Raw genomic sequence first — 26,755 nt, forward strand, 5'->3', positions numbered from 1 at the left:
CCGTCGAACGCACTGCGACGAGCAGGCTGTCTAAACGGTACAGCTCCGCCCTCTCGAAGATATCGGCGAACGGTATTCCGCGCGCATCCAAATTCCTTCGATAGACGTTTGCTACCCCAACCAAGCTCGTGCAGCCGCAGCATTGCCACCACCTCGTCAGCCTGAAGCATATCCCCGCCCTGCATCGTTCGCGACAATGCAGGATGCGATAAGATCGCGCTCGTCATCCATTCCTCCTCGTTTTTACACGAGGGGTCTGTTCTTCGCTTCGTTAGGGGGTCAGTTTTTCATTTCGCCCGACACTGAGTGGCAACCCGACGATGGAAGCGGTTTGGGCGATACTGAGCGAGGGTCCAGATGGCATTACTATCGAGCCATCGCGCCTGTGCAAGTACCTGACCGAGATTGCCGACAGGGCGCGCTTCGACTTGTTCTACGAGCAGCGTGTTGAACTGGTGCTTGAGGGGCGGGCAGAGATAGCGCGTCGTGGCGGCGATATCGATCTGGCGCTCCTGGACCAGATGCTCGCGAAAGTGCTGCGCATGAAGCAGACACCTGTGCTGTCAGCCTCCTCGCGCATGCTGTGGCGGGACTTCCTTGCTTATCAGTTTGTGCCCCCCACGCAGAACCGAGCGGTGAAGCCTCAGGGCATGGTTATCCTGTCTGGATACGGCGGGGTTGGCAAAAGCTTGCTCATCTACGTGATGGCGAACGGCGATATGGACAACACGGAATCTCGCTTCGGTCGTGACCTATGCTGCGCCAAGTTTGACTTTACCAAGATGGATGACCGAACCCGCTTTTACCGTGTCGGCTCGTCTGCTCTCGTGGCGGAGGTCAAGGAGGGCTTGGGCTTTGCCCGCGATGCCGACGACAACAAAGCAGAAATTGACAGAGGTGAGTTCCGCTTCGATCCGAAGTTCCTCAACAAGCAGGTGACCTACTTCCGTCGCTACATGATGGTGATGACGACTGAGGACTTCCAACCCCTTAACTGGAAGCACGCATGGCGGCGGTGGCTGGTAAGCAATGTCAACGACTCGGCAGTATTTGAAACGCTGCGCAATAAGGGCAAGCCTGAACTCTTCAAGCTGAACATTAAGTGGCTGATAGAGAACTATGCGGTGCTGTCGGCTATCGCCCACGACGAGCTTGAGTGGAAAGGGAGCTTGCGTCTCTCTGATGAAGACTTGAAGGCAATCAAGGAGGACAATGACAGGCATGTGGCGATTGAGACTTGGGAGGTGCAGCTTCTAGGTGACCTCAAGCCAGTGATTAAAAGCGGTGGGTGGTTCCACGATACCGAATTGGCGAAGTGGATGACTGCGCACAACAGGCGTCCCAACAACCATCAAATTTCGGAAACGATGAGGCGGTTTGGCTTCACCCGCACAGGGCAGAAGGCACACGGCTATGTCGACGGCAGGAAGGTACTGCACCGTGAGTGGTTGGGCCCTGAACTGAAGGAGAAGGACTACAGAAGCGCGCAACAGTTCTATTGGGACTATGGCGGGCTGGGCTATGAGGCGGCGTTCAGGGAAGGTGCTGACGTTAATCACCCTGGGACAACGACGCCGAACGGCAGCGCTGAGGCGGGGAACGGCAGTGCTGCGAAGGACAAGCCCGAGCTACTTGACGGCGCCGTCACAGGCGTCATGTCGCCCGACAAGCTCCATTAGGGGTTGCATGTGTGGGCAAGACGTGCGTGAATACAAAGCGAGCAAATTCAGCAGCTTAAGCGGGGAGATAGTAACAGGAGTAACAGGATAGTAACAGGATAAAAATCCATCCTGTTACTATGAATTGCTCAGCACCCTCAGTGGTTTGCCACCAGATAGTAACATAGTAACAGGACCAACCCAGGAGAGAGGGTACACGTACGCGCGCACGCACGTAGATTTTCTTCGTATATACATGTTACTGTGTTACTAATTTAATATAAGTTATTGAATTTATTGCGTGATTGGTAGTAACAGGATGGGGTTTGGATCCTGTTACTATCCTGTTACTCCTGTTACTACCGCAGGCAACCCCTCAAAGCCCCAACATCACCCTCAGGTTGCATGCACTTACCGTCCAGCGCTACACTGCCGCTGACGGGAGGGCGGCACATGTGGAGCAAAAGGCTTGATACGTCGCCGGCGGCAGTCCGTGTCGCCCCATTGCTTCCGCCCTCTCTCGTCTCCCCTCAGCTTGCGCCACGATTATCGATGGGTGTGGCTTACCTGATACCCACAGCTGATGCTCCTGTGCCTGTAGCAGTTGAAGGTGTGCCGCTGACAGACTGCACTGGATGCAGGTATCCTATCAACAATGACGTGCCGCATCTGTTCTGTAATGCCGATAGACAGACAGCTAGGAGCTACTGCCAATCGCATTGCCGTATCGCCTATCGTCCAGCGCAGGACACATCACCCTTCTATGCATCGCAGCCACGCAGCAACATCATCAAGCGTGTCACGCCTACCGCCACACCGCCTAAGCCCCGCCCGCCTAGCCCCCCATCCACCAAGCGCCACATACCAACACTGGCACAGCCGTTCAGCGCTGACAGCTATCGCGGACGCATATATGCGGCACTGCTAGACAGTCCGATGAGCTACGACGCTATCGAGGAACGCACGTTGATACCGCGCAAGGTCGTCAAGGAGACGGTTGCGGATTTGTCGATGCAGGCAACCAATCGAGGATGGTTCCAAGTCCACCGCCAAGGACCAAAGCAAGGCTGTCTGGTATGGATCAGCTTGAGCTAGCGGAATGAACCACGCGGGACGCACCGCGAGGGGGCCGGGGGGAGGGTTTTCAGGGTCGGCCCCCCACCAGACGGGCGAGCGGCTTGGGCTGTTTTAACCTAATACTCACAAAACCTAACCGCCGAGCATGCCCGCTCCACCCTATAGTCTCCTCTCGTATCCGGCGACATCCAAACGCCAACCGCTCACCACTTGCGATTGCAATTCAATCCGCGCACAATTGCGCTATGGGAAACGATATCCGCTCATCCAACACTGCCCAAGAACTCGCTGACCGCGTTAACATGGACTTGAGGCCTCCTGTCCCCCTCAGCGTCAAAGAGCGCAGCAAGTACGACGACATCATCAACGCCCGCTCGGCAAAAGAATGGGCATGCGGCATTGACCTCCATCTGGCTGTTACCCTTGCCAAGACGATGTGCGAGTTGGACCGTGAAACTTATCTGCTCCGCAAGGAGGGCACCGTTGTCACCGGACCTAAAGGCGGTCTGGTAGCCAATCCACGTGCAGGCATAGTCAACAGCCTCCGCTCGATGGTGCTTAGGTACGAGTCCAGGCTCCACTTCGACGTCGAGGCGGGAAATGCTACAGACAGAAAGCATGCCAGAATTGCCGAGCGCTTCGCCAAGCAGCGTGAAGAGCATGCCGCTGACGACCCGCTCATCCAGCGCCTCCGCCCTCGACATGAGCAGGACGACCTGATCCCCCGTCGCGGAAAGCCGAAGATCGTCAACTAAATCTGGCGTGCTTACGTAAGCAGACCACTCTTTTTGCTCGTCATGTAAAGATGTCTTTACAACCCATTGGTTGCACCGCTATACGTATTGATAAGCAACCAGGAGTTGCGTAACTACTACCGATAGGAACAACCATATGACCCCGCTCACCGCTAATGAAACCGCAATGCTCCTCGCTATCGCCCACGACGAAATGTCTGCCGTCAATGGCAACCCGAAGCTCGCACAGACCCGTCAGGACTTGGACACCTGGTCGGCCGTCGAGAACTGGGACGGCGGCGCTGTGAAGGCCACCAAAGGCAAAAAGGCGTTGCTCTCCAACCTCGCCCAGAAGAACATGATCGTCTGCGATGGCACTGGCAAGGAGGCAACCGTCAGCTTCACCGACCTTGGGTTCGAGACGGTCATGTCGCTGATTGCCGAGCCGTCTGCACCCGCTGAAACTGCCCCCGCCGAAGCCAAGCCTGCCAAGGCGAAGAAGCAGCCTGCACCCATCGCCAAGTCCCCGCCCAAGGAGAAGCCCGCCAAGTCATCCGAGCCGAGGCCTTTCAACCCCAGTGCCACGAGCAAGAGAGGCATGGCTTATGCTGCTTTGCTCCGGCCGGAAGGTCTGACGCTCGCCGCCGCCGTCGAGATGTTGGGCTGGTCGCGGAGTGTCTGCTCCTCGGAGCTTTGGGAGATCGGCAGGCTTTCGCGCAAGAAGCTCACCCGCGACGGCGAAACCTATCGCCTCGCCTGAACTCTACTCTGCGAACGTTCGCAGAGTAACAAAAGCCCGGTCTGCGAACGTTCGCAAACCGGGCTTTTGCATGACCGCCGACAGGTTGTACGCTTCCCGTATCGCAACGAGGGAGCAACGCCCATGCCTGACGGAACCAGATTCGAGAAAGACAGCAAGAGGGATCAATTGTTCCACGGTCTGATTAGCGGAGGGCTGACCCTCGCGGACGGACAACGCTTGTCAGACTGGAGCACGGTGGCAGTGCGCGCCGCTTACCACAAGATCGCCAAATCAACTGGCAGGAAGCTGATACATTCCGGCGACCTGTACAAGCTCGGCGGTATCGTCAAGTCCATCAACGATGCCACCGCCCGACATGGCAGGGGACGCTGACGATATGGCCGGTTGCAATCCTGAGTTGATGCGCGCATTGTTGTCGGTGCAACTTTGGGGCGCTGTGCAATGGCCGACCATGAAGCAAAACAGATCATTGAAGCCGTAGGCCGTCGCATCGGTGCACTCCAAGCACAGCTTGACGAAATCCGCCTCGGCATTCCCTCAGTCGCCATCGAACGTCACTTGAATAGCGTTCGGCGCGGACTGGACGCCCTCGGCCTTGAGATCACCATCGACGGCATGGACTGCGCGGCCTACTGCGAGCGCCATTATGCGCAGCCGCTGGGTGACGCGCTGAGTGAATACTACTTCGCGACAGGCCTGCCATTCTCAGTACCGTTGGAGTTGCCGAACGGCTCAGCGCTGATGGCCGAGAAGCAAGCGCAACGTTTTGACCGGTTGAGGTTCTTGCACCTAGTCGAGGTCGAGAGGATTTGTGGAACCCCGATCCTGCGTGGCAGACTTGTCAAAGGCTCCGTCGATATCAGCCGCGTGGTTGCGCTGAACAAGCATGACCCTGCCGCCATCTTGGAATCATCTGCAAGCCACTTGTTCTTATTCGCGAAAGCCGAACGCCTCCGTGCGTTCTCGGATGGCTTGCGCGATCATCCATTAGGTTCCCCCGTCACCGCCCGCTTTTGCAGCCTGCTCTCTGAAGCATCTGCAATGGGCGCTGATACCACCGCCATCCGTCTCCTTGAACGTCGCCTGAGACACGTCATCACGACTTTGGAAGCTGCCGCAGACCAGTGGGAAGCTGCTGCCATCAAGTTCGGGCGAACCGCATACCGCGAGGCGCATGCCGCTCACCTCCAAAAGTCCGACACTCCATTGCCATCTCCTGCCTCCGTGCATGACCGATACGGCGAATGTGCTGCGCGCTACGTTGCGGGCCAGCCCTTCCGGCTGAAGTATCTGGGAGGTCAAGCCGATGCGTGACACGATGGCCGTCCGGTATTTCATGGCAATGACCGGCAACGACATAGGCCGGGTTTTTTCAGCAGGTTCCGTCGCCGGTCGATTGATTGCGGCATGGCGTCTGCGCTTGAAGCCGACAGCGGTTCTGAGCGCGATTCCAGATCACATCATTGCGGGAGGTCTTGGCATTCCGTTGGTGAGCGAGAACCCGACTCCGGTCTCTGTTTTGATGGAGCCGAACCCGTTGGCTGAAATGTGCGGCCTGCAAGCGGCAGTGTTCGTCACGACCGGCCAGTTTGTCGTCAAGGGCCTAGCCCCTCCGGCCGACGTCGAGGAAGCGTTGCGGCTCGCGGAGGGCATCGTGAGCGAGTTCGGCGTCGGCGACCTAAAGCTGTTGGTGAGGACATTGCTGATGGCCCCCTATGATAGCGAGGGCCTTTGGGGTGTGCCTGACATGCGCGTGATTGTCGCCGCTGACAGCACGCCTCATGCGCTCGCCAGTGACATGCCAGAGACAGACACTTCGCCACTGTACGCCGCCTTCTCGCCTGATTCTCGCCCTCGAAAGGAGTGACCGATGAACGCCCTTACTCTGCCTGAACGTCCTCCTGTCCTTGATACCGTTGTCAAGACGCTGGCGGCGCATGTCGTCGCCATCGAGCGCAAGACCGATGTCAACACTGCCTGCAAGGATATCTATCCCGGCCAGCCGCAGGTCATCCTAGCGAGCCTTGATTTGTCTGGATGGCTTCGCAAGCAGCAAGTCCAGAAGGCCACGACCAGCCCCGCCCAAACCACCGTCGCCGGTTGGGCCGCAGAACTTGTCGGACGCGGAGCCGCTGGCATGCTCGCGGCACTGTCAGCGCCGATCAGTGCCTATGCCGAGCTTTCGGCTCGTGGCGTCTCAGTTTCGTTCGCGGGCGTCGGAACCACGGTGGTGCCAGGTCGCGTACCAAAGTCGATCCCCGGATTTTGGATTGGCGAGGGCCAGCCTATACCTGTTGTCAGCCTCAACCTCTCAGGCGCAACCGCTACGCCTTACAAGGGCGCTACCATTTCGTATTTCTCAGGCGCGTTGGGAAAATATTCCACGCCGAATATCGAGGATGTCATCCGCCAGCAGCTAGCGCTCGATGCCGCAATCTCGATCGATAGCCAACTGTTGAGCGGTAACGCGGGAGTGGCGGGCGTATCGCCCCCCGGACTGTTCAATGGCGTCGTCCCAACACCGCCAGCTACGGGCGGCAGTCCTGCTGAGAACTTCGCCGCCGACCTCGGCAACTTGGCATCTGGAATCTCGATGCCGATTGACCTGCTGTATGTTTGCAGCACCGCTGACTGGCCGCGCCTGATTTCATATTCGCCGAGCATGGCATCAAGCTTGATCGCCTCACCGACAATGGCTCCGAAGTCGCTGGCCGCGATTGATGCCGCGCACTTCTTCAGCGTCGAGGATCCATCAGCATTTCAGATCGACGTCAGCCGCGAGGCGACGCTGGTTGCGCGGGATGATCCAACCGCAGTCACAGCGCCCGCAGGTACACGCGGAACTCCCACCACTTCCGCCTTCCAAGCTGATCTGACGTGCGTGCGCCTGATTGCCGATGTGGCTTACGGGATGTCAGTCAGCGGTCGTGTGCAGTGGCTGACGGGCGGCAACTGGTAAGGAGCCTGACCCGTGGATTTTGGTACAGGCCTTGGCGCTGTCGCCCGCGCTGAACTCTAAGCAAGTCACGTTCATCTCAAGCCATTATCGGCCGCCGACAACGGCATTGATACGACGGAAACCGACGCGGTGGTGTACCCGCCCTAAAGTTAACCCGCTCCTTCCCTACGCCCGACTTGTCCTTTGAATTTGCACAGAATAACAATGTGGGTGCCGTGTTTTGGAGGGATGACATGCGGGTATTTGCGGTAGCGGTAAGCATGTTGGTGGCGTCTCAAGCTAACGCTCAACAAGTGCCGAGAGACGAATCGGGAATTTATCACTGTCGACCAACCGCTAAAGTCGGGCTTGAATTCAATAAGCAGACACACGCATGGGAACCCAAGGTCTTCAACGTGGACAACTCTGACTTCTTGCTAAAACTGACGGATACAGGCCGTATTGAGGAAGATGACGGAGGTTACAAGTCTCGTATTTACCATGCTGGCCTGAAGCAATTCAGCGATGCAGAGACGAAAAAATGCTGGTCACGTGAACCACGTCACTACGGCATGGAAGAGATCATACTACATGGTTTCGTGAGCGATACTGTCTATTGTGGTGCTGACGGCGCAGACTATCAGATAGATTTACGAAATAAGCGATACAGAGTGCAGGGGAAGGGCGATTTCGTCTGGACAATTGGGGTGCCCGACGATCCCGAATACATAGGCATTGGTGAGTGCGACAAGGTCGATTGATTTACCGAACCGTAAGGTCGCGGCTCCTGCGATACTCAATCGCCTTGCGCTGCAATGAGCGGCTATCTCAAAATTCCAAGGGATTACCTGTGACAGGGAGTGGTGCCACCTACCCGTATTGGTGGATAGTGCACGTCAGAAGTGAATCGGATGGCGTGAATGGGACTGCTCACGGAAATTCAGAATGACGCAATTTCGGATACTGTTGCGGTCAACGGTCTGTTGCGAAAAGTTATGCTACTGGCGCACAAGTTGGACAGCGGCGTCCTTGAGGATTGGGTGAAGCACGAACTTAGTGGCTATCCCAACGATGTGCCAGTTCCTCATTATCGGAGAATTCCTCTCAACTTCAAGGCCAGCGTTAGCAACGGCTTCTACATGCACAACAATGCTCCGATTGCCCAATATCTTGTGAAGCAGGCAACGGGCCGAGACGACATCGATACCTTCGAATGCCGGCAGGCCATTGGCACGATCGACTACAAGGATGCTGAGAAAGACGTCTTGGTATTGAACATGGACAACTACGCTCTAGTCGTCAGCGGCAAGATAGTTGACAAGAGTTGGGACGTGCTGAGGTTTTGGGCCGAAATGCCTGCGGCCAAAGTCAACGGGATCTTGGATGCCGTGCGCAACAAAGTCCTCGAATTTACGATTGCCCTACAAAAACGATATCCGAATGCAGATGACGTGGAGTGGATCAAGAGCCAAGTGAGTGGAGCAGCAACGGTGAGCCAAGTATTCAACACAACTATTACTAATGGCAATGCCGGTGTTATTGGCGGTGCGACTGCATCGACTGTGACCGTTACGGTGAATCATGGCAATCTCCAGGACCTCAGAACGAACCTAACGCAACATGGCGTTACGGCTGAAGACTTCGCTCTATTGGAAGCCGCGCTGAAGGAAGAGCACAAGATCGAGAACAAGAAGTTTGGTCCGAAGGTCACCAAGTGGGTTGGCGACATGATGGGCAAGGCGGTGTCAGGAGCCTGGGGTGTAGGCCTCGGTGCGGGTGGCGCGTTGCTGGAAAAGGCATTGCTTGGTTATTATGGGTTCAATTGACGACCCGTGGCCACTTTCAGCGCAGGAAAGTCACGATGAAAAATAAAACAGCAACAGCCAAGAATCCGATCACCGAACTTTGTATCGTCCTCATTGAGGATGAGTACGGCATCGAACGTATCTATCTCGATAGCGATGGGCGACCGCTGATCGTTCCGACAACCAAGGAGCAAGCAGTACACGATCTTCTTCGAAGCAAGATGTCGATGTCCAAAACGGAAACAATACGTTTCGTAGAATTTGGCAACCCAAAAACGCGATCGGGCTGCGTGTACTGAAAAATCCGAGCAGCGGTGATATACTGTATCCCATGTTGGGATTCCTGCGTCGCAAATCATCAAAACCGTCTGAACTCCTCCGAATTCCGGGCAAGGAATTCGGAGCGGCTGTCGGTGCGGCCATGAATGCTTTGCGCGAACTGGAAGACATTGCAAAATACGCAAAGGCGCGCCTTCGCAAGCGCGAGGAAGTCATTACCCAGACCGATCTCGAGAGCCTTCTGGCTAAACTTGTGGAGGCGAAGGAACGTATCGAGTTCGAAAAAGAACGGGACATAACCAAGGCAGAGCATAAGCCGGATACCGAATGGGACGGATTTGGTTACAACCAGATTGTTACGCCTACCTTGCGCATGGGCAATGCTCCAAAGGAAATAATCGATCTAACGCTCGCTGCAGCAGATCATGGAGCGAAGAGTGCGGAGCTACTCTACAAGCTAGTAATAGCGGAGATGGATGTGGCTGTTGCGCGCTACTATGTGACAATGAATTCTCATCTTGTGACTAGTTAGGTGTATTCAACTTGGAATTTGCAGTTTGTACTGCTTAGCCTCATGGTTTTGGCGTGCTTGCTTGTGCAGCTGTTGCACTGCGTCACTAAAGACCGACTCCAAGCGGTCTGCGGCAAGCCAACTACCCTGACCTTTCAGAAACGCGTGTACCCCCAACATAGCACCAAGCTGGAACTTTGCTTTGTCGGGCACCGTGGGATCGTTCAACGTATAGTCAGCGTAATATTCGAGGGTGCTGCCGCCATTCTCAAAGCCGCCGTAATACGACGAGCCATCGTAGAACGAGCTCAGGGTCGGCAAACCTGCCATCGACAGATTTCGTACAGTCTCTTCGACCACAAGGCTCCTTACAACTCGAAAAACAATCGCGTCTCTGATGGCGGTGTATACCCCGATCGCCAAAGTCACCCCGTACCAGCCGACATGCAGCCAAAAAACCGTCCACCAAAATTTTCCGGAGGTAGATACAACCGCAGCGATTGCAAAAAGGGTCGCCGATTCAAAGCTCGCCCGCGCCCAAAGACTCAAAGACCTCGAATTCATGATCGTTTACCTCGAAGAATTCCAGTTGTGGGGTTTATGAGACCATGATTTGGGATTTTCCATTAATCTGCAGCGCGCAGTTCAGCGCTCAGCGACAATGGCATCGAAAATAATCTTGACGTCACTGGTGGATGCTTCCAGAGCGCGGCCAACGCGGATCATAAGCGGGGCACCTTGGTCGCACATACCTTCGGGTTGCTTCTGGGGTTTGATAGTTTCTTGCATGGCGTGGTTCATCGCGGCTATTGCATCCTTCAACTTGGCACCGTCGTGCACGTGGCCAATGAATACCATGCGCAGCGTGGCAACCGTATCGTCGCGAGAAAGCTTGCAATCGAACGCGATCTGCCGACTTAGCTTGAAATCATTAAGCATGTCGGCATGCGCGAGGGCGGTGCTGCCCAGAAGGACGGCTCCAATGATGAGGGCCTTTCTCATGTGTAAACCACTTCCCTTGTTGTTGCTCGGAACTCGGCTGTCATGCTCCTGCTGCTGAAGCAAGCTCGACCTGATCGTGCGGTCTATTTTGGCAGCTTACAACAAGCGAATGGCAGCGGCGCACAAACATCGGTTGTGGTAGCTTCCTACATGGCAGGTGAGAAAAGCCAGCGTAGTAGTCGGGGGCAACATTGAAACGTAATACCGCGCTCAAGTGCATTGGATGGATAGCTACATTCGGCGGTGTCGGGTTTAGCGGACTTTACCGAACCTTGAAGTATGAGGTTTGGGCTGCGGTAGCACACCATCAATACGACTTTCCAATTCCGACCAGTGCTATCAAATTGAATGAGTTCGTGACGGCGCACCCAGATGTAAGGGACGTTTCGTCGCTGATTACTTTGGGTATCCTGAGCGCGTTCTCTTTACTTATGGGCGCTATTCTTGTTGCGCTGTTCGGGGAGGCGAAGGGGGATAAACCTGCCGCTCCGAAAAGTAACCGACAGGAGGGTGAAGGTTGACGCGTTCGTTGAATGGTTGGCGGAGGTTATGGCTTGCCTTGACTGCCCTAGCAGTGATTATCGCGGCTATCACCGGCCTAGTTCAAGCTGGGCGGGATGACAGCTCGTGGATTTACGCATCAGCTATACGCAAGGATTTCGAGAATCCCGCCTGCCGCGATATCGCAACGAAGCCGTTCAGTGAATTGGCAGAGCCTGCTTTCACTTCGGAAGGGGGAAGCTGCTGGCACATTTTCACCCATAGACGCTATCGGAGCGATCTAAATCAACCTCTCACAATGGATCTCTATTACCATGACCGGCTGGTCGATAGGTGGCAAAACATCGGCATATTGGTGGGCATCTATTTGGTGATGGTGGTTCTGGGGTCGGCAATCATCTACGCTCTGGGCAAGACAGTCGCCTGGATCCGTGCGGGGTTCCGAAATGCGTAAACCGGTAGGTCCTCTATTCGCGGCCATGTTGGTTGCGGCGTTCACTGTTGGCCCAGCCGCCGCCGAACCATCGATAGATCAAGTCATCAAGGCATGCGGGCAGAAGACACTCGTCTTTAGTGCTCAAGGCAAGCGGGTCGGCGAAAAAATTGATGGCTACTGCCAAGGCTTCTTGGAAGGCGCATTTGCTGTTCTGGTTCATAAGGGCGCAATCTGCAGACCCAAGGATGACGCTGATCCAGTGACGGCGGAATATCTGATCACTGTCCTGAATCAGTATCGCGCTGATGAAAAGTCCGAGATGGACCTTGGCACGACCATCGAGAAAGCTTTTGTAAGGGCCTTCCCCTGCTAGTTGCAGCATGCGTGAAAAAGGCGATAGTCCACCCCTCGCCATGTGGTATTACTGACTCTGTAAGCTACTGCCACGGAAAGGGGGTGTTTAGGTTGGTATCAGAAAGTATGGTCAGGCGACTGGCCAAAAAGCAAGGCTTTCGCGTAATCAAGTCGCGCAAGGACTACAGTTCCTACAATTACGGACTGTATATGCTGGTAAACGATAGAAATGCGGTTGTGCTTGGGTCAAACTTCGATGCTTCGTCGGAAGACATTCAAGACTACCTGACTAGCGACGACTGAGGTCGTCAACTCTGAGCGGAAGGGCTGCTGGTACCCTTCTCCAGAGCATGGCACGGCAACCAGCGACAAGCGCTGAACTATGCGCGTTCTTTGCTCTCTGTCACGCGCGTGCCCTCAACTGCCTGACGCCAGCAATCAGCCAACCTCAGCGGCACGAAACAGCATCGTGGCGATATCCTCGGCAACCTCCTGCCGCTTCTCCTTCCAGACCTTCACATACTGAGCGGTCTGTGTAACGGAAGCATGGCCGAGATGGGCGCTTGCGGCCTCGATGCCGTATTTCTCAGCGATGACGCTGGCGATGTGACGACGAATGGCGTGGACGCCAGATTTCGGGATGCCAAGCTGTTTGAGTAGCTTCTGGTAGAGGTGGCGAACGGCGTTGGTCTTGTCTACGTCAGTTTTCCAGCCTGCTGCCCTGCGCGCTATAAATACTTGTTGCGATGATTCCAGTGCATAGACGTGGGCCTTCTTGGCCTTGGCGCGGGTCGCAGCGATAGCCCATTTGTTACCGTCGATCTCGCTGATGGGGATATTGGCCGCTTCTGCGGTGCGCGATCCGGTGTTGCAAATCAGGAGCAGGGGCCACGCGGCGGGATCGGAATTGGATACCCGCCAAGCCGCCTCATATAGCTGCGCAAACTCGGCCTTGGACAAGATCGGCTGGAAGGGGTCGGTGGGTAGTCGCTCAAGCCCCTCGGTCGGATTGTACACGGTCCACCGCTTTCCCTTTGCGAACTTGTAGACAGCGCTCAGTATCACGAAGATGACTTTGTTCGCGGTCGTGGAACGGTCTGACAATTCCTCCTGTAGGTCATCAACGTCGACGGGGGTGATATCATCCAGCGGTTTGCTGGTGGCTGGGCGTCCTTCTATCGTCCAGTTCTCGATGTGCTTGAGCCAATATCCATAAGTGTCCTTGCTGCTGTCACGTAGCTTCTTCGCTTTCGACATGGCGAACCGTCGCTGCTTCCAGGCCGCCATTGCATAGCCCAGCGTGATAACGCCGTCGGGGGCGGGCAGGGGTTCTAGCTCCGCCTCTGGTGGGCGGGTCAGCTTGTCTATGGCCCTCAGCGCCGCCTCGCGATCATACTTGGCCGCGTTGTGCACCGGGCCAGGGATCTTAACCCGCTTCCCTTCCGCGTTGCGCATCTGCCAGGTCATGGCCGGCATCACGATAGATAGGTCGTTCCGTTCGGCGTCGACTTTTTGGCATCGGGTTCCCGTAAGCGAGCGAATGTATTCCGGCGTTAGCAGGTTGGTGGGCTTTCGCATTTTGATGGCTCCGAGGCAGGCGCCCAGTATCGTTTTTAAGGGCCAGAAATACAAGTTATCTACAAGTCATCTAGACTATAGGGGTTTCGATGTTCTTGGTTCGTTGCTTATATTAGTAAATTGTCGGATTCCATGTAAAGACCTCTTTACATTACGGAATTTCCGTTTATGGGCCTCACGGAGAATTTACCGCGACATTCCGCCGTTGTCTTAACAATCGGTTTACCAAATATGGTGTCATTATGGCGCGCTGCGGCCGTAACTTTCATGCAATTTTGATGGATCAGAATGCGCAGGACGGCCATCGCCAGCTTCAGGAGAAAATGATGACGAAAAATCCGAATCTCACGCTATCCGGTCCGGATCTGGCCGCGCTTCTGTGCAGCCGCGTCTGCCATGATGTCATATCTCCGGTTGGCGCCATCAACAACGGGCTGGAACTCCTGGACGAGGGCGGTGCGGACGAAGACGCCATGGACCTGATCCGGACGAGCGCCCTCAACGCTTCCGTGCGCCTGAAGTTTGCGCGCCTTGCCTTTGGCGCCTCGGGTTCCGTTGGTGCGTCCATCGACACGGGCGAGGCGGAGCGGGCTGCCAAGGACTTTGCCGCTGCGGAGAAAAAGACGGAGGTCACCTGGACCGGCCCGCGCGTGATCATCGCCAAGAACCGCGTAAAGCTGCTGCTCAATCTCTTCCTCGTCGCCTATGGCTCGATCCCGAAGGGCGGCACGCTCGATATCGTGCTCGAGGATCCCGAGGGCGACTCGAAGTTCAGCATCACTGCGAAGGGCAGGATGATGCGCGTTCCGCCGAAGTTCGCGGAGATCTGCTCGGGTTCGCTGGAAGAGGCGGTCGACGCGCATTCGATCCAGCCCTACTACACCGTCCTGCTCGCCGACGAGAGCGGAATGGAGCTGAAATACATTGCGACTGGCGAGGAAATTGTCTTCAGTGCAGCGATGAAATCCATGTGACCTTTGGTTGCATTCGCTTAATTTTGTGTTGCTACGTAACGTTTCCTTAGGCCCCCGTCCCCTATCGTGGGCGGGTAAGGATTGTGCTCGTGCTCACCCCGCGGGTATCAAGGAGCATGCCAATGCAAAGATTTATGATTACTGACGCCTCGGACGTTGTTCGGAAGGTGGGCAAACGCATTCTCTCAGAACTCGATTTTCTCGTCAGTGAAGCTTCCAGCGCGCATGAGGCCTTCGCGCACTGCCAGACCCAGCTTCCGGATTATCTTATCGTCGATTCCGGCATGGAAGGCGCACTCGAGCTCATTGCGACCATCCGTGGCATGCCGGACGGAAAGAACGTCAAGATCTACTACTGCGTCATCGAGGCCGACCTCAAGAAACTGATGCAGGGGAAGAGGGCAGGGGCGACGGATTTCCTTCTCAAGCCCTTCGACCGGAAGATCCTGACCGCCATCTTTGGAAATCGCACGGTCGCCGCCGCGTAGGGCGCGGCTTGCGTGCTGCACATTCGCGTCAGCCGATTGCCGAACCGGACAAAATAAAAAATCCCGCTTTTCAGCGGGATTTTTTTAGACCGACCGCGGGGATCTGCGGCTTATGCGCTTTCCAGGTAGTCATTACCCTCGGGTTCACGCAGCACATAGCCGCGGCCCCAGACAGTCTCGATGTAGTTTGCTCCGCCGGCGGCATTGGCCAGCTTCTTGCGCAGCTTGCAGATGAAGACGTCGATGATCTTCAGTTCCGGCTCGTCCATGCCGCCATAAAGGTGGTTCAGGAACATTTCCTTGGTCAGCGTCGTACCCTTGCGGAGCGAGAGCAGCTCCAGCATCTGGTATTCCTTGCCGGTCAGGTGCACGCGCTGGCCGCCGACTTCGACGGTCTTGGCATCGAGATTGACGATCAGCTCGCCGGTAATGATGACCGACTGGGCGTGTCCCTTCGAGCGACGCACGATCGCGTGGATGCGCGCTACCAGTTCGTCCTTGTGGAAGGGCTTCGTCATGTAGTCGTCGGCACCGAAGCCGAGACCGCGAACCTTGTCCTCGATGCCGGCCATGCCGGAGAGGATCAGGATGGGTGTCTTGACCTTCGAGAGGCGCAGCGTGCGCAACACCTCGTATCCCGACATGTCGGGAAGGTTCAGGTCGAGCAGAATGATGTCGTAGTCATAGAGCTTGCCGAGATCCACGCCTTCTTCGCCAAGATCGGTCGTGTATACGTTGAAGCTCTCCGACTTGAGCATAAGCTCGATACTCTGTGCTGTCGCACTATCGTCTTCAATGAGTAGAACCCGCATTTTAATCCCCTTTACCGCCGCCGAAAGGTCGTCTTGCCCCCAACGCGATACCCGATCCAGTCACTACCTGATTTGGAAGCTGCCACGGAATGGTTAACAAATTCTGATTCCCTCTGGCAAGGTCTATCGGAAATATTAAATAATTTTTCCATTCCACTGTTTTCCATAAAGAAATTCGGCACGCCTGCTCTCAACTTTCACATTAAGAAAGTGCGCCAAGTGATTCATCCGACTCATTAATGCCTTAGTCCGGAAATCAGGCCTCGGCATTTACCGACCCTTAAATGATCGCCACTATCATTAACGATGCCCGTAAACGAAAGGTTACCAGCGGTAGGTTTTTGTTAACACCGCCGGGAAATTTTTCGCAAAGCCGTGTCAAAGCGGTGCGTTGGGCGCATTTGTAATGTGGAGCCGGGGTCTCGCATCACGGGAGTATTGCGTATGAAGTCGCGTGAGAGCCTAGTGCGCCTGAAAGAGTTTCAGGTGAACGAAAAACGTCGTCAGCTGCAGCAGTTGCAGATGATGTTGTCCGAATTCGAACGGATGACGAAGGATCTGGAAAGCCAGATCGTGGCCGAGGAAAAGAAGTCCGGGATTTCCGATCCGGGACATTTCGCCTATCCGACTTTCGCGAAGGCGGCCCGCCAGCGAGCCGACAACCTGCAGGTTTCCATCCGGGAGCTCAAAATGCAGGAAGAATCGCTCGAACTGGCACTGGAAGAAATGCAGGCCGAATATGACAAGGCCGCCGCACTCGAGGAGCGGGACGGGGTGGCCAGGATTCGCGCCTGAGCCGAAAGTCCACGGCGGACGATCCCGCCGTCAGTTCCTGCAAGAGCCATGTATGACCGGCCTCGAAGCGGCCTGTTATACATGGCTTTTGGCATGTCGGTGCTTCTGCCTGACCGCAAGCCTATCGGTGAATGGCGTCGCCTCTTGCCGCGGGGCCAGGTAGCCGATCGGACAGGTGCCGCGAGCCTAGGAGCCGACCACGTCGCTCCATTCCGGATGGCGTTACGCCTGTGCCTTGAAGAAGGGGCAGAGCGGAAAGATCCTCCAGCCATTGCTGCGGGCTTCCTCGACAGCATGAAGGGCAAGTGCCTGGCCGACGCCCTTGCCGCGCAGCGCGTCGGGGACTGCCGTGTGATCGATGATGATCATCTTCGGCGATGTGCGGGAATAGGTCATCTCGGCCTCATGGCCCTCGACGACGGCGACGTAGCGGCCGCCTGATCCGGATTCCTCGTTGCTGATTTCCATCTGCGTTCCTTGAAGAGCGATGCGGGTTTACCAAGGTTCGCATGCCGGGCAGCCCATGCCAAGAAGGCGATTGTCCTTCATTCACGGGGCTGCGGCAGACGGCGATGGGATCGCCCAGAATGATTTCGGGCCCTCTCTTCCACAGACGGGGAAGAAAAGGGCCCGAAATAATCCAGGTTATGTCCGCGCAGGCGAAAGGCGATCCATCGGCCCCGTCAGTGACGATACTGCTGGATCCGGGTCGTGCGCAGCCCGGCGAGACCGTGGCTATTGATCGACGCCTGCCAGGACAGGAACTCTTCGACGGTGAGCGTATAGCGCTCGCATGCTTCTTCCAAGCTCAACAGGCCGCCGCGGACGGCGGCGACAACCTCGGCCTTGCGGCGGATCACCCAACGACGCGTGTTGGGCGGTGGCAGGTCCGCAATGGTCAGCGGGCTGCCATCGGGGCCGATGACATATTTTACTCGGGGACGTATCATTTCGGTCATTGGACTCTCTACACTACTCAAGACCACGGCAGGCACTCTAGCTTGCCACATTTAAAATTTGCCTAAGCGCCTAGTAACAGTTTGATAACAATTTTAAGGGCTTGCCCGGGGAAGCTTTCGCAGGTGCAATATTTTACCAATTGGTAAACCTGAACTGGCTGCATGGGAGCCATGCGCAATAAATGTTATAATCCGCGTCAGATCTAAATTATAAGCATGCAAAATTTAATCGAGCGCGGCGTTTCCGGCAGCGCAATTCGTCATCCGGAAGTTCTGTAGTCAGATTGGCCCGCCTTGGGTTCCAAGGCTGGTGCTTCTTCCGTTTCCAGGCTTGAGCCCGCGCGGATACTCCTGCCCGACCGAAGACGTAATTGAAAGCCGGCGCGCCTTGAGGAGTGCCAGTTATGAAAGAGCGAAACAGCGCGATCCGCTGGGGCGCCGTCGATGGCAGCTTGCTTTCTGCACAGTCGACCGACGAGTCCGAGACGAATGCGCACCTGGAGTCGCTTACCGGGCTCGCACAGCTAGCGGGCTTTGAATACTTCCTCCTTGCCGCATTCCCGCGCGGCGACAAGACCGGCTTTTCCGGCAATTGCCTGGCGTCCAACTGGCCGCAGGAGTTGCTGGATTTTTATAGCGGCTGCGATGTGTTTCACCACAGCAAGCTGGTCGCCAGCCTCAAGAATACCATTCTGCCGGTTTTTTCCGACGGGGTTCCGTTCGGTAGTGCTGCCGCAAACCAGGAAAGCGCGCGGCTGAATTCGGCGTTTCACGGTCACGGGCTATCCAGCACGGTTGCCTTCACGCTCCACGATGCCGACCTCCAGCAATACATCTTCGCCTTCTCCGGCCGAGGATTGGCGCCCTCCCGGAAGCAGAGCGCCGATTTGCATTACAAGTCCGCCGAGGTGCTCGAGAACCTTGTCTTCGAGAAAGGTAAGGACCTTGGACCGGCAGAACGGCTGACCCGCCGCGAGATCGAGTGTCTTCGCTGGTCGGCGGCGGGCAAGAGCAGCGAAGAGATCGCCATCATCCTCGAACTGTCCACCCATACCGTCGCCGGCTATCTCAAGAGCGCGATGCGCAAGCTCGATTCGGTCAATCGAATGCAGGCGGTGGCGCGGGCCTATCGCTACCGGTTGCTCTGAGAAAAAAGGGTAGGGATTCTGCTGAAGGCTGGCTTGGGGATCAGAAGCCCCTTCCGCCCCTCAGCTCGCAGATGACCGTGCCGACGATGATCTTGATGTCCAGCAACACGGAGAAGTTCTCGATATAGTGCAGGTCGCTCTTGATGCGTGCCTTCGCCTTGGCCGCTTTGTCGGTCGGTCCGCGCAGCCCGCGCATCTGCGCCAGGCCGGTCATCCCCGGCTTCATCATATGCCGGCGATGATATTGCGGCACGAGATCCTCGTATAGTGTCCCGCCGGCGCGCATGCCGAGTGCATGGCAGCGCGGCCCGACAAGCGACATGTCGCCTTTCAGAACATTCAAGAGCTGGGGCAATTCGTCGATGTTCGTGCGACGAAGAATGCGGCCTACCCGGGTGATCCGCGGGTCGTTCCTTACCGTCTGCGCCACGCCCGAGCGGTCACCGAGATTCGTGTACATCGATCGGAACTTGTAGACCCTGATCTTCCGGCAATTCTTGCCCCAGCGGGTCTGGTAGAAGAGAACCGGGCCGCGGCTGTCGACCCTGATCATTATCGCGACCGCCAGTAGAAAAGGCAGAAGTACAACCAGAGCGCTCGATGCAATGACGATATCGAGCATGCGCTTTGCAAAGAGCTGCAGGGCCTTCCGGCCGTTTCCGTGCCCCACAAACAGATGCGTATTGATCCGTCCGCCGAAAAGACCCTTTGGCCCGACGTTAAAAGCACCGCGCGTAATACTGTGATGTAGGTCCGTGATGCTCAAAATCGTCCACTCTCAAAACAGTTAAGAGACAGGAAGTCTATGGGCGTTACTCCATAGGCTATCGTTTGGCGCTTGTCATCAACCTTCTTAACGAACCGTTAAGCCTATTGAATGATAATTTGATCTAATTGAACTCATGTGTCCAATAAAAAATGCCGCGTTGCAGCGCATATACCTTCGCAACTGCGTTAAAATACTGAAATTTTTCGATGTATTTCACCAATTGGATTGACGGCTGCTGAAAAGAGCCGGCATTGCCGCAAATCTGCCATGCGCACAGCGCATGGCTGTATTTTAGTAATTGCTTTCTATGCCTGAAATAGCGGCAGTCCGGAAAGCTTGAGGAATCGAGTGTCAATCCTCACTGACCCCGTCGAGCAGATAGTTTAACCAGAAATACTTTGCATCGACAGGTAATGCGCAAGATTGATCGCCTGTCGGTTATTTATAGTCTGATGAGCGTTATCTCGGTTTTGCCGCTGCCGAACTCGATACTTCCGCTTCCGCTGTGGCGAAGAGAAATCCGGTTTCCCGCGTCAAGAAATGCCAGTCCGATGGCTGACTGCCGCGTTGCTGTGCTTGCTGAAGGGGCGGTGACGGTTGCCAAGGTCGTCGCCCCGTTTGCCAGGACGGTGACACCATGGCCGGAGCTCGACAGCGCGCTGACACTAAGGGCGAGAAGATAGATGCCGGCCGCCGGAACGACGAGATTGTTGCCGGTGCCGCCGGCAACGGCCGTGCCGAGCGCAAAACCGCCTTGGCTGATGTGCAGGTCATTGAACCCGGTCTGGCTGCCGTTTGCCGGCGACAGGGTGGCGGCGGCAAGCGATGCACGAACGGCGGGGCGATTCGGCATGCTCGCAATCCCACCTCCGGAGACGGAAAGGGCCGTGCGCCAATCGCTGCCGTCGGCGCTCACCTTGATTGCAAACTCGTCGTTGCCTGCGAGACCCATCTCGGCACGCCCTGACCATGCCGACTGGAAGAGAAGGCTCGCCGTATCCGCAGCGCCTGCCTTGTTGATCTTCAGCTGATGGCCGTTGCCTGCATGGTTGAAGAGCGACGCGGGGGAGGAGACCGCGAGCCTGTTGAACGCGTCGGCGCCGGTGCTGATCCCCAACGTAGCAAACGAACCTTCAGCGGGAAGAGCCGGCTCATGCCAAGCGCCGGCCTGATGTATGCGCAGCCTGTCATCGGCAAGGAAGAAGGCGCGCCAGCCATCGAGTGGTGTGAGGTAGAGCCAGGCGCCGTCCTGGCGAAACGCGATCCTGCCGGATTTTCCAGACCAGGGTCCGGTCGCCGACGCGCCGATGAGATAGCAGCATCCTTCGGCAGGCAACTCCGGCGGTGTCGCGAGTTCGGCTTCGATCGTCAATTGCACGATGGCGTCCAGGCGTTGCAGTGCCTCGTTGTGGGTCACGTGCTTCTGCGCCTGGGAGGGAAGGATATAGGGAAGAGAGAGGTTTGCGGTTTCTTCGGACACGGTTCTTCTCCGGTTGCGCGGCCGGGCACATCCCGAGCGAGTCGGGGTGCTGCCGGCAGCGTGATCTGTCCGAAATCTTAGGTGCAGGGTTGGTTGTGGGGACGAAGCGATGGGCGTTGCATTGAAATCTCAATGCTTCTTGGCTTTGCCGTCCCCGCTCAGCTGCGCTTGGCGTTGCCCCAGGAGATGAAGTGAGGGTTGGAGAAGTCGGCATTTGCCCCTTCACCATAGTGCAGCGGCGTGCCGTCGAGCGTCAGCGTCGAACCGCCCGCCGCGCGAAGAACAGCGTCGCCGGCCGCCGTGTCCCACTGCATCGTCCGGGTGAAGCGTGGGTAAATGTCGGCCATGCCTTCCGCGATCAGGCAGAATTTCAGCGAAGAGCCGATATTCGTGCACTCCGAGATCGAGTGCTCGTCCAGAAAGGCGCGAGTACGCGGGCTGTCATGGCTGCGGCTGGCAAGCGCAACGCGGCTCTCCGGCTGCGCGCGGACAGTGATCGGGCGCCGCTCGACAATCTCGAACTTGTCGTCGACCGCGAGCTTTTCCGCCTTGCCTGATTCGCAGACGAAGGCGACATGAAGGGCCGGTGCGTAGACGATGCCTGCCGTCGGTATGCCGCCTTCGATGAAAGCGATGTTGACGGTGAACTCCTTGCGCCTGTCGACGAATTCCCGGGTGCCGTCGAGCGGGTCGACGAGGAAGAAGGGTTTGCCGGCAATATCCGGAATGTGGCCGGCGGCCACGGCCTCCTCTGCGATGACAGGTACTTCGGGAAATGCCGCTGCAAGATGGCTGAGGATGATGCGTTCAGCCCGCTCGTCGGCGATGGTGACGGGGCTTGCGTCGGCCTTGAAGGCCACACAGCAACCGGCGCGGAAGACCTCGATAATGGCTTCTCCCGCCTCAAGTGCTGCTTTTTCAAAAGTCCGGAGCATTTCGCTGGTCGTCGTGGGATGGTTGCCCTTGGCTGCGCGCGACCACGATCCTACGCTGCGACAGCCACTCTTGAATATCATCTTCTTCATAGATGGGTTGCACGAAAGTCCCCATCAACATCAACCGGCGGCAAATGTGCTCGCGGCTGTGTGAAAAAAACATCATGTCCGGTTTGCGTCATTTCCGCGCCCTTTACGGGCTTGCCGTTTGCGATGCGTATGCGAATGTGCGGCCATCTCATCTTGGGCGACGGCATGCGCTATTCGGCATTTTCCATTTTAAAACAAGCTTTTTCAGGAAATCGTGACTGGACGCCGGTGTGGCGTGAACCGCAGCCGAAGCCGCATTATGATGTCATCATTGTCGGTGGCGGCGGGCACGGTCTTTCGACTGCCTACTATCTCGCGAAGGAATTCGGCATTACCAACGTGGCGGTTCTGGAGAAGGGCTACCTCGGCTCCGGCAATGTCGGCCGCAACACGACGATCATCCGCTCCAACTATCTGCTGCCCGGCAACGAGCCCTTTTACGAGTTCTCGATGAAGCTCTGGGAGGGACTGGAGCAGGACTTCAACTACAATGCCATGGTCTCGCAGCGCGGGATCATCAACCTTTTCCATTCCGACGGACAGAAGGACGAATATACCCGCCGCGGTAACGCGATGCGCATGCACGGCGTCGACGCCGAACTGCTCGATCGCGATGAGGTGAGGGCGATGATGCCTTACCTCAATTTCGACCATGCCCGCTTCCCGATCCTCGGCGGCCTGCTGCAACGGCGCGGCGGCACCGCTCGGCACGATGCGGTCGCCTGGGGCTATGCGCGCGGTGCCGACAGCCGCGGCGTCGACCTGATCCAGCACTGCGAGGTGACGGGTATCCGTCGTGAAAACGGCGTGGTTACGGGCGTGGAGACGACGAGAGGCTTCATAGGCTGCAACAAGCTCGCGCTCGCGGCCGCCGGCAATACAACGACGGTCGGGCGCATGGCCGATCTCGAACTGCCGATCGAGACGCACGTGCTGCAGGCCTTCGTCTCGGAAGGGCTGAAGCCGGTCATCGACAATGTCATCACCTATGGCGCCGGACACTTCTACATCTCGCAGTCCGACAAGGGCGGGCTCGTCTTCGGCGCGGACATCGACTACTACAGCTCCTACGCCCAGCGCGGAAACCTGGCGACGGTCGAGCACACGATCGAGGAGGGCGTCTCCCTCATTCCCGGGCTTTCGCGTGCACGGGTGCTGCGGGCCTGGGGCGGCGTCATGGACATGAGCATGGACGGCTCGCCGATCATCGACCGCACGCCGATCGACAATCTCTACCTGAACTGCGGCTGGTGCTATGGCGGCTTCAAGGCGACGCCCGCTTCCGGCTTCTGCTTCGCGCACCTGATCGCGAAGAACGAATCACACGACGTCAGCCGCTTCATGCGCCTCGATCGCTTCGAGCGCGGCTTCCCGATCGACGAAGGCGGCAAGGGTCCGCAACCGAACCTGCATTGAGACACCCGACATGGCGAGCCTGATACATTGTCCGCATTGCGGCATTCGTCCCAAGGAGGAATTCTCCATTCGCGGCGATGCCTCCATCGAGCGTCCTTCGCCGGCAGCACCGGACGAGGACTGGCACCGCTACGTCTATGTCCGGGACAACCCGCGCGGCCGCTACAAGGAATATTGGCACCATGCCGCCGGCTGCCGCCGCTGGCTGGTGGTTGATCGCGACAACCTTACCCACGAGGTCTTTGCCGTTACCGATGCGGCGGCGAAGGTCAAAGGGGATGCGGCATGACAGCCTATCGCCTTGCCTCCGGCGGTCTTGTCGACCGCGAGAGCGGATTGTCCTTCACCTTCGACGGCAAGCGCATGCGCGGCTTCGAGGGCGACACGCTTGCCTCCGCGCTCCTTGCCAATGACGAGCTTCTGGTCGGCCGCAGCTTCAAGTATCACCGCCCGCGCGGCATCGTGACGGCGGGGTCTTCGGAGCCGAACGCCCTCGTTGCCATAGGTCGAGACGCGCGCACCGAGCCGAATACCCGCGCGACCGTCGCTGAGCTCTACCAGGGCCTCACAGCTGCAAGCCAGAACCGCTGGCCGTCGCTTTCCCATGACATCGGCGCGTTGAACAGCATCCTGTCGCCGTTTCTCGGGGCGGGGTTCTACTACAAGACCTTCATGTGGCCGGCGGCTTTCTGGGAGAAGGTCTACGAGCCGTTCATCCGCCGCGCGGCGGGGCTTGGCCGCGCCGCGATGCAGGCCGATCCGGACCGCTACGAAAAGGCCTGGGCGCATTGCGAACTGCTGGTCATCGGCTCGGGGCCCGCGGGGCTGATGGCCGCGTTGACCGCGGCGCGCGCCGGGCTTCGGGTCATCCTTGCGGATGAGGGCTTCAGGCTCGGCGGATCGCTGCTGTCCGAGAAGGTCGTGGTCGGAGGGCTTGCCGGCGATGCCTTCGCGCGGAGCCTGATCGATGAGCTCCAGAGCTTCGAGAACGTGACGCTGATGCCACGGACGACCGTTTTCGGCTGGTACGACGACAACGTGTTCGGCGCAGTCGAGAAAGTGCAGAAGCATGTGGCGGTGCCGAGCGGCAGCCTGCCGGTGGAACGGCTTTGGCGCATTGCAGCCAAGCGGGCGATCCTCGCCTCCGGCGCCGAGGAGCGGCCGCTCGTTTTCGGCGGCAATGACAGGCCGGGCGTCATGATGGCGGGCGCGATGCGCACCTATCTCAACCGCTATGCCGTGGCGGCCGGAAAGAAGGTTGCGGTCTTCACCAATGGCGGCTCGGGATACCGCACGGCGAGTGATCTTGCTGCGCAGGGCATCGAGATCAGCGCGATCATCGACACACGCGGCGGAGGCAGCGACAGGGCGCCGGAAGGCGCGCGCGTCATTTACAATGGTACGATCGTTGCGACGAAAGGGCGCCGGCGGCTCTCCGGTGTCATCACCGACCGTTCCGGCTTCGAAGAGACGATCGCCTGTGACGCTCTCGCCATGTCCGGCGGCTGGTCGCCGGTCGTTCACCTTCTCTGCCAGCGCGGCGGAAAGCCGGTCTGGTCCGATGAGAAGCAGGCCTTCCTGGCGCCTGATGTCGGAGGGAGGTTCGTCGCGGCAGGTTCCGCTGCGGGCGTGGAAAGTGTTTCCGCCTGCCTCGCCGACGGGATGCAGAAGGCAAAGACGGCAGCGCTCAGTCTCGGCTATGCGGCCTACGAGGCGAATCTGCCCCAGGTGGAGGGCGAATACGATCCTGCCTTTGCGGCGATCTGGCATATCCCGGGGGCGAAGGACAAAGCCTTCGTCGACTTCCAGAACGACGTTCATGTCAAGGATCTCGGCTTGGCGTTGCGCGAAGGTTTCGGCCACATCGAGCACGCCAAACGCTACACGACGAGCGGCATGGCGACGGATCAGGGCAAGCTCGGCAATGTCAATGCGACAGGCATCATGGCCGGCATGCGGGGCGTCAATCCGGCCACCGTCGGCACGACGACATTCCGGCCCTTCTATACGCCGGTTTCGTTCGGGGCGCTGGCAGGCACGGCGCGCGGCAAACATGCTGCTCCGGTGCGTCAATCGCCGCTGCATGGATGGGCCAAGAGGAATGGGGCGACCTTCCTCGAGGCCGGGCTCTGGTATCGTTCCGCCTGGTTTCCGCGGGGCGAAGAGAAGACCCTGCGCGAAAGCGTCGACCGTGAAGTGAGGAATGTTCGCGAGAATGCCGGTCTCTGCGACGTGTCGACCCTCGGCAAGATCGAGGTCTTCGGCAAGGACGCGGCGGAATTCCTGAACCGGATATACAGCAACCCGTTTCTCAAGCTGCCTGTCGGCAGGGCGCGCTACGGGCTGATGCTGCGCGAGGACGGCATGGTCTTCGACGACGGAACCGCAAGCCGCCTGGGGGACGAGCATTTCTTCGTGACCACCACGACGGCCTATGCGGCGGAGGTCATGTCGCACATGGAGTTCTGCGCGCAAGCGCTCTGGCCGCAGCTCGATGTCCGCTTCGTCTCTTCTTCCGACCAGTGGGCACAGATGTCGCTCGCCGGGCCGAAGGCACGCGTGATCCTACAGCAGATCGTCGAGGACGACATTTCCAACGAGGCCTTTCCCTATCTTTCGGCCGGACAGGTGACGCTCAAGGGCGGGTTGAAGGCACGCCTTTTCCGCATCTCCTTCTCCGGGGAACTGGCCTATGAGATCGGCATTCCCTCGGGTTACGGCGAAGCTGTCGCGGATGCGCTGATGGATTCCGGCAAGGATCATAGCATCTGCGCCTACGGTGTCGAGGCGCTGAACGTGCTCCGCATCGAAAAGGGCCACGTCACCCATAGCGAACTCGATGGCCGCACGACCCCTGATGATGTCGGGCTGGGGAAAATGTTGTCGACACAGAAGACGGACTTCATCGGCAAGCGGCTTTCGAGCCGGTTCGGCCTGACGGCTGCCGATCGCATCCAGCTTGTCGGTTTGAAGCCGGTTGAGGCGGCAAAGGAGATCCGGGCGGGTGCGCATCTGCTGAAGGAGGGGGCAAAGCCCTCGACCGCTAACGACCAGGGACATGTGTCGTCTGCCTGCTTCTCGCCGACGCTTGGCCATTTCATCGCGCTCGCCTTCCTAAAGTCCGGTCGTGAGCGTTACGGCGAAAGGATCGTCGTCTGGGATGGCCTGAGAGGCGAAGAGGTGCTTGCGGAGGTCTGCAGCCCCATCTTCGTCGATCCCGAAAACGCCAAGCTGCATCTTTGAGGATTGCTGG

Annotated in this window: 30 protein-coding genes and 1 pseudogene; 21 read left to right on the plus strand and 10 right to left on the minus strand. The window is 57.7% G+C overall.

The genetic code is table 11. The features are described from left to right. A pseudogene (locus EV286_RS03945) lies at nucleotides 1–227 on the minus strand (IS21 family transposase); the annotation flags it as partial. A gap of 93 nt (nucleotides 228–320) precedes the next feature. Between EV286_RS03945 and EV286_RS03950 the strand changes: the two are divergent. The 11 genes from EV286_RS03950 (at nucleotide 321) to EV286_RS04005 (ending at nucleotide 9,786) form a co-directional block, all read left to right on the plus strand. Further along, nucleotides 321–1,679: a VapE domain-containing protein gene (locus EV286_RS03950; protein WP_132955724.1), complete on the plus strand. Its 1,359-nt coding sequence runs from the start codon at nucleotides 321–323 to the stop codon at nucleotides 1,677–1,679. Nucleotides 1,680–2,980: 1,301 nt separating this feature from the next. Continuing rightward, the gene (locus tag EV286_RS03960; protein WP_132955726.1) at nucleotides 2,981–3,490 is read left to right on the plus strand and encodes a hypothetical protein; all 510 of its coding nucleotides are present in this window, start codon (nucleotides 2,981–2,983) and stop codon (nucleotides 3,488–3,490) included. Between the two features lie 136 nt (nucleotides 3,491–3,626). Beyond that, nucleotides 3,627–4,229, plus strand: coding sequence for a hypothetical protein (locus EV286_RS03965; RefSeq protein WP_132955727.1), 603 nt, complete (start codon nucleotides 3,627–3,629; stop codon nucleotides 4,227–4,229). A 123-nt stretch (nucleotides 4,230–4,352) separates the two neighbouring features. Beyond that, nucleotides 4,353–4,604, plus strand: coding sequence for a hypothetical protein (locus tag EV286_RS03970; RefSeq protein ID WP_132955728.1), 252 nt, complete (start codon nucleotides 4,353–4,355; stop codon nucleotides 4,602–4,604). Between the two features lie 69 nt (nucleotides 4,605–4,673). Next, nucleotides 4,674–5,546, plus strand: a complete 873-nt coding sequence (locus EV286_RS03975) for a hypothetical protein (protein WP_132955729.1) — start codon at nucleotides 4,674–4,676, stop codon at nucleotides 5,544–5,546. Beyond that, nucleotides 5,539–6,099, plus strand: a complete 561-nt coding sequence (locus tag EV286_RS03980) for a hypothetical protein (protein WP_132955730.1) — start codon at nucleotides 5,539–5,541, stop codon at nucleotides 6,097–6,099. The genes EV286_RS03975 and EV286_RS03980 overlap by 8 nt, the downstream gene beginning before the upstream one ends. Nucleotides 6,100–6,102: 3 nt before the next feature. Continuing rightward, nucleotides 6,103–7,191 carry a hypothetical protein gene (locus tag EV286_RS03985; RefSeq protein WP_132955731.1) on the plus strand — a complete coding sequence of 363 codons (1,089 nt, stop codon included), beginning with the start codon at nucleotides 6,103–6,105 and terminating at the stop codon, nucleotides 7,189–7,191. Nucleotides 7,192–7,424: 233 nt separating this feature from the next. Further along, complete coding sequence (locus tag EV286_RS03990) at nucleotides 7,425–7,931, plus strand: hypothetical protein (RefSeq protein ID WP_132955732.1); 507 nt, start codon at nucleotides 7,425–7,427, stop codon at nucleotides 7,929–7,931. A gap of 159 nt (nucleotides 7,932–8,090) precedes the next feature. Further along, nucleotides 8,091–8,996, plus strand: a complete 906-nt coding sequence (locus EV286_RS03995; RefSeq protein ID WP_132955733.1) for a hypothetical protein — start codon at nucleotides 8,091–8,093, stop codon at nucleotides 8,994–8,996. A gap of 35 nt (nucleotides 8,997–9,031) precedes the next feature. Further along, nucleotides 9,032–9,274 carry a hypothetical protein gene (locus EV286_RS04000; RefSeq protein WP_132955734.1) on the plus strand — a complete coding sequence of 81 codons (243 nt, stop codon included), beginning with the start codon at nucleotides 9,032–9,034 and terminating at the stop codon, nucleotides 9,272–9,274. A gap of 32 nt (nucleotides 9,275–9,306) precedes the next feature. After that, nucleotides 9,307–9,786, plus strand: a complete 480-nt coding sequence (locus EV286_RS04005; protein WP_132955735.1) for a hypothetical protein — start codon at nucleotides 9,307–9,309, stop codon at nucleotides 9,784–9,786. A gap of 6 nt (nucleotides 9,787–9,792) precedes the next feature. Here EV286_RS04005 and EV286_RS04010 read toward each other — a convergent pair whose 3' ends face one another. Together EV286_RS04010 and EV286_RS04015 are read right to left on the minus strand one after the other, a co-directional pair. Continuing rightward, nucleotides 9,793–10,329 (minus strand): hypothetical protein, encoded by a 537-nt coding sequence (locus tag EV286_RS04010; protein WP_132955736.1) that lies wholly within the window; start codon nucleotides 10,327–10,329, stop codon nucleotides 9,793–9,795. A gap of 81 nt (nucleotides 10,330–10,410) precedes the next feature. Continuing rightward, the gene (locus EV286_RS04015; RefSeq protein ID WP_132955737.1) at nucleotides 10,411–10,767 is read right to left on the minus strand and encodes a hypothetical protein; all 357 of its coding nucleotides are present in this window, start codon (nucleotides 10,765–10,767) and stop codon (nucleotides 10,411–10,413) included. Between the two features lie 191 nt (nucleotides 10,768–10,958). Here EV286_RS04015 and EV286_RS04020 point away from each other — a divergent pair, with 191 nt between their 5' ends. From EV286_RS04020 to EV286_RS04030, 3 genes are read left to right on the plus strand one after another with little or no spacing between them, the layout of a single operon-like run. Further along, entirely contained in the window at nucleotides 10,959–11,288 is a 330-nt protein-coding gene (locus EV286_RS04020; protein ID WP_132955738.1) for a hypothetical protein, read from the plus strand. Next, complete coding sequence (locus tag EV286_RS04025) at nucleotides 11,285–11,722, plus strand: hypothetical protein (RefSeq protein WP_132955739.1); 438 nt, start codon at nucleotides 11,285–11,287, stop codon at nucleotides 11,720–11,722. Before EV286_RS04020 ends, EV286_RS04025 begins: the two co-directional genes overlap by 4 nt. After that, the gene (locus EV286_RS04030) at nucleotides 11,715–12,077 is read left to right on the plus strand and encodes a hypothetical protein (RefSeq protein WP_132955740.1); all 363 of its coding nucleotides are present in this window, start codon (nucleotides 11,715–11,717) and stop codon (nucleotides 12,075–12,077) included. Before EV286_RS04025 ends, EV286_RS04030 begins: the two co-directional genes overlap by 8 nt. 419 nt (nucleotides 12,078–12,496) lie before the next feature. On the opposite strand, the gene EV286_RS04035 is transcribed toward EV286_RS04030, so the two are convergent. Beyond that, the gene (locus EV286_RS04035) at nucleotides 12,497–13,636 is read right to left on the minus strand and encodes a site-specific integrase (protein WP_132955741.1); all 1,140 of its coding nucleotides are present in this window, start codon (nucleotides 13,634–13,636) and stop codon (nucleotides 12,497–12,499) included. A gap of 326 nt (nucleotides 13,637–13,962) precedes the next feature. Here EV286_RS04035 and EV286_RS04040 point away from each other — a divergent pair, with 326 nt between their 5' ends. Both EV286_RS04040 and EV286_RS04045 read left to right on the plus strand, forming a co-directional pair. Next, complete coding sequence (locus tag EV286_RS04040; protein ID WP_132955742.1) at nucleotides 13,963–14,610, plus strand: histidine phosphotransferase family protein; 648 nt, start codon at nucleotides 13,963–13,965, stop codon at nucleotides 14,608–14,610. A gap of 122 nt (nucleotides 14,611–14,732) precedes the next feature. Then, on the plus strand, nucleotides 14,733–15,098 hold the full coding sequence (locus EV286_RS04045) for a response regulator (RefSeq protein WP_132955743.1): 366 nt from the start codon (nucleotides 14,733–14,735) through the stop codon (nucleotides 15,096–15,098). 110 nt (nucleotides 15,099–15,208) lie between these two features. Here EV286_RS04045 and ctrA read toward each other — a convergent pair whose 3' ends face one another. Further along, a complete protein-coding gene (gene ctrA / locus EV286_RS04050; RefSeq protein WP_132955744.1) occupies nucleotides 15,209–15,910 on the minus strand; it encodes a cell cycle two-component system response regulator CtrA in 702 nt (233 codons plus the stop codon). Nucleotides 15,911–16,354: 444 nt separating this feature from the next. Here ctrA and EV286_RS04055 point away from each other — a divergent pair, with 444 nt between their 5' ends. Further along, nucleotides 16,355–16,705 (plus strand): flagellar export protein FliJ, encoded by a 351-nt coding sequence (locus EV286_RS04055; protein WP_132955745.1) that lies wholly within the window; start codon nucleotides 16,355–16,357, stop codon nucleotides 16,703–16,705. Between the two features lie 222 nt (nucleotides 16,706–16,927). Here the strand turns inward: EV286_RS04055 and EV286_RS04060 are convergent, their stop codons facing one another. Both EV286_RS04060 and EV286_RS04065 read right to left on the minus strand, forming a co-directional pair. Beyond that, nucleotides 16,928–17,173, minus strand: a complete 246-nt coding sequence (locus EV286_RS04060) for a GNAT family N-acetyltransferase (protein ID WP_132955746.1) — start codon at nucleotides 17,171–17,173, stop codon at nucleotides 16,928–16,930. Nucleotides 17,174–17,388: 215 nt separating this feature from the next. Then, nucleotides 17,389–17,664 carry a DUF1153 domain-containing protein gene (locus tag EV286_RS04065; RefSeq protein WP_132955747.1) on the minus strand — a complete coding sequence of 92 codons (276 nt, stop codon included), beginning with the start codon at nucleotides 17,662–17,664 and terminating at the stop codon, nucleotides 17,389–17,391. A 404-nt stretch (nucleotides 17,665–18,068) separates the two neighbouring features. Between EV286_RS04065 and EV286_RS04070 the strand changes: the two genes are divergently transcribed. After that, nucleotides 18,069–18,812, plus strand: a complete 744-nt coding sequence (locus EV286_RS04070) for a LuxR family transcriptional regulator (RefSeq protein WP_132955748.1) — start codon at nucleotides 18,069–18,071, stop codon at nucleotides 18,810–18,812. A 40-nt stretch (nucleotides 18,813–18,852) separates the two neighbouring features. On the opposite strand, the gene EV286_RS04075 is transcribed toward EV286_RS04070, so the two are convergent. From EV286_RS04075 to cysQ, 3 genes are all read right to left on the minus strand, one after another. Next, a complete protein-coding gene (locus EV286_RS04075; protein WP_245500603.1) occupies nucleotides 18,853–19,578 on the minus strand; it encodes a sugar transferase in 726 nt (241 codons plus the stop codon). Nucleotides 19,579–20,023: 445 nt separating this feature from the next. Further along, the gene (locus EV286_RS04080; protein WP_132955750.1) at nucleotides 20,024–21,061 is read right to left on the minus strand and encodes a DUF2793 domain-containing protein; all 1,038 of its coding nucleotides are present in this window, start codon (nucleotides 21,059–21,061) and stop codon (nucleotides 20,024–20,026) included. Between the two features lie 158 nt (nucleotides 21,062–21,219). After that, nucleotides 21,220–21,996 (minus strand): 3'(2'),5'-bisphosphate nucleotidase CysQ, encoded by a 777-nt coding sequence (gene cysQ, locus EV286_RS04085; RefSeq protein WP_132955751.1) that lies wholly within the window; start codon nucleotides 21,994–21,996, stop codon nucleotides 21,220–21,222. Nucleotides 21,997–22,251: 255 nt separating this feature from the next. Between cysQ and EV286_RS04090 the strand changes: the two genes are divergently transcribed. The 3 genes from EV286_RS04090 to EV286_RS04100 are packed head-to-tail and all read left to right on the plus strand — an operon-like array spanning nucleotide 22,252 to nucleotide 26,745. Continuing rightward, nucleotides 22,252–23,502: a sarcosine oxidase subunit beta family protein gene (locus tag EV286_RS04090; protein ID WP_132955752.1), complete on the plus strand. Its 1,251-nt coding sequence runs from the start codon at nucleotides 22,252–22,254 to the stop codon at nucleotides 23,500–23,502. Between the two features lie 10 nt (nucleotides 23,503–23,512). Beyond that, nucleotides 23,513–23,791 carry a sarcosine oxidase subunit delta gene (locus tag EV286_RS04095; protein WP_132955753.1) on the plus strand — a complete coding sequence of 93 codons (279 nt, stop codon included), beginning with the start codon at nucleotides 23,513–23,515 and terminating at the stop codon, nucleotides 23,789–23,791. Beyond that, nucleotides 23,788–26,745, plus strand: coding sequence for a sarcosine oxidase subunit alpha family protein (locus EV286_RS04100; RefSeq protein ID WP_132955754.1), 2,958 nt, complete (start codon nucleotides 23,788–23,790; stop codon nucleotides 26,743–26,745). Before EV286_RS04095 ends, EV286_RS04100 begins: the two co-directional genes overlap by 4 nt. Nucleotides 26,746–26,755: the final 10 nt, after the last annotated feature.

It is taken from the genome of Rhizobium sp. BK251, assembly GCF_004345245.1.
Classification (GTDB): domain Bacteria; phylum Pseudomonadota; class Alphaproteobacteria; order Rhizobiales; family Rhizobiaceae; genus Rhizobium.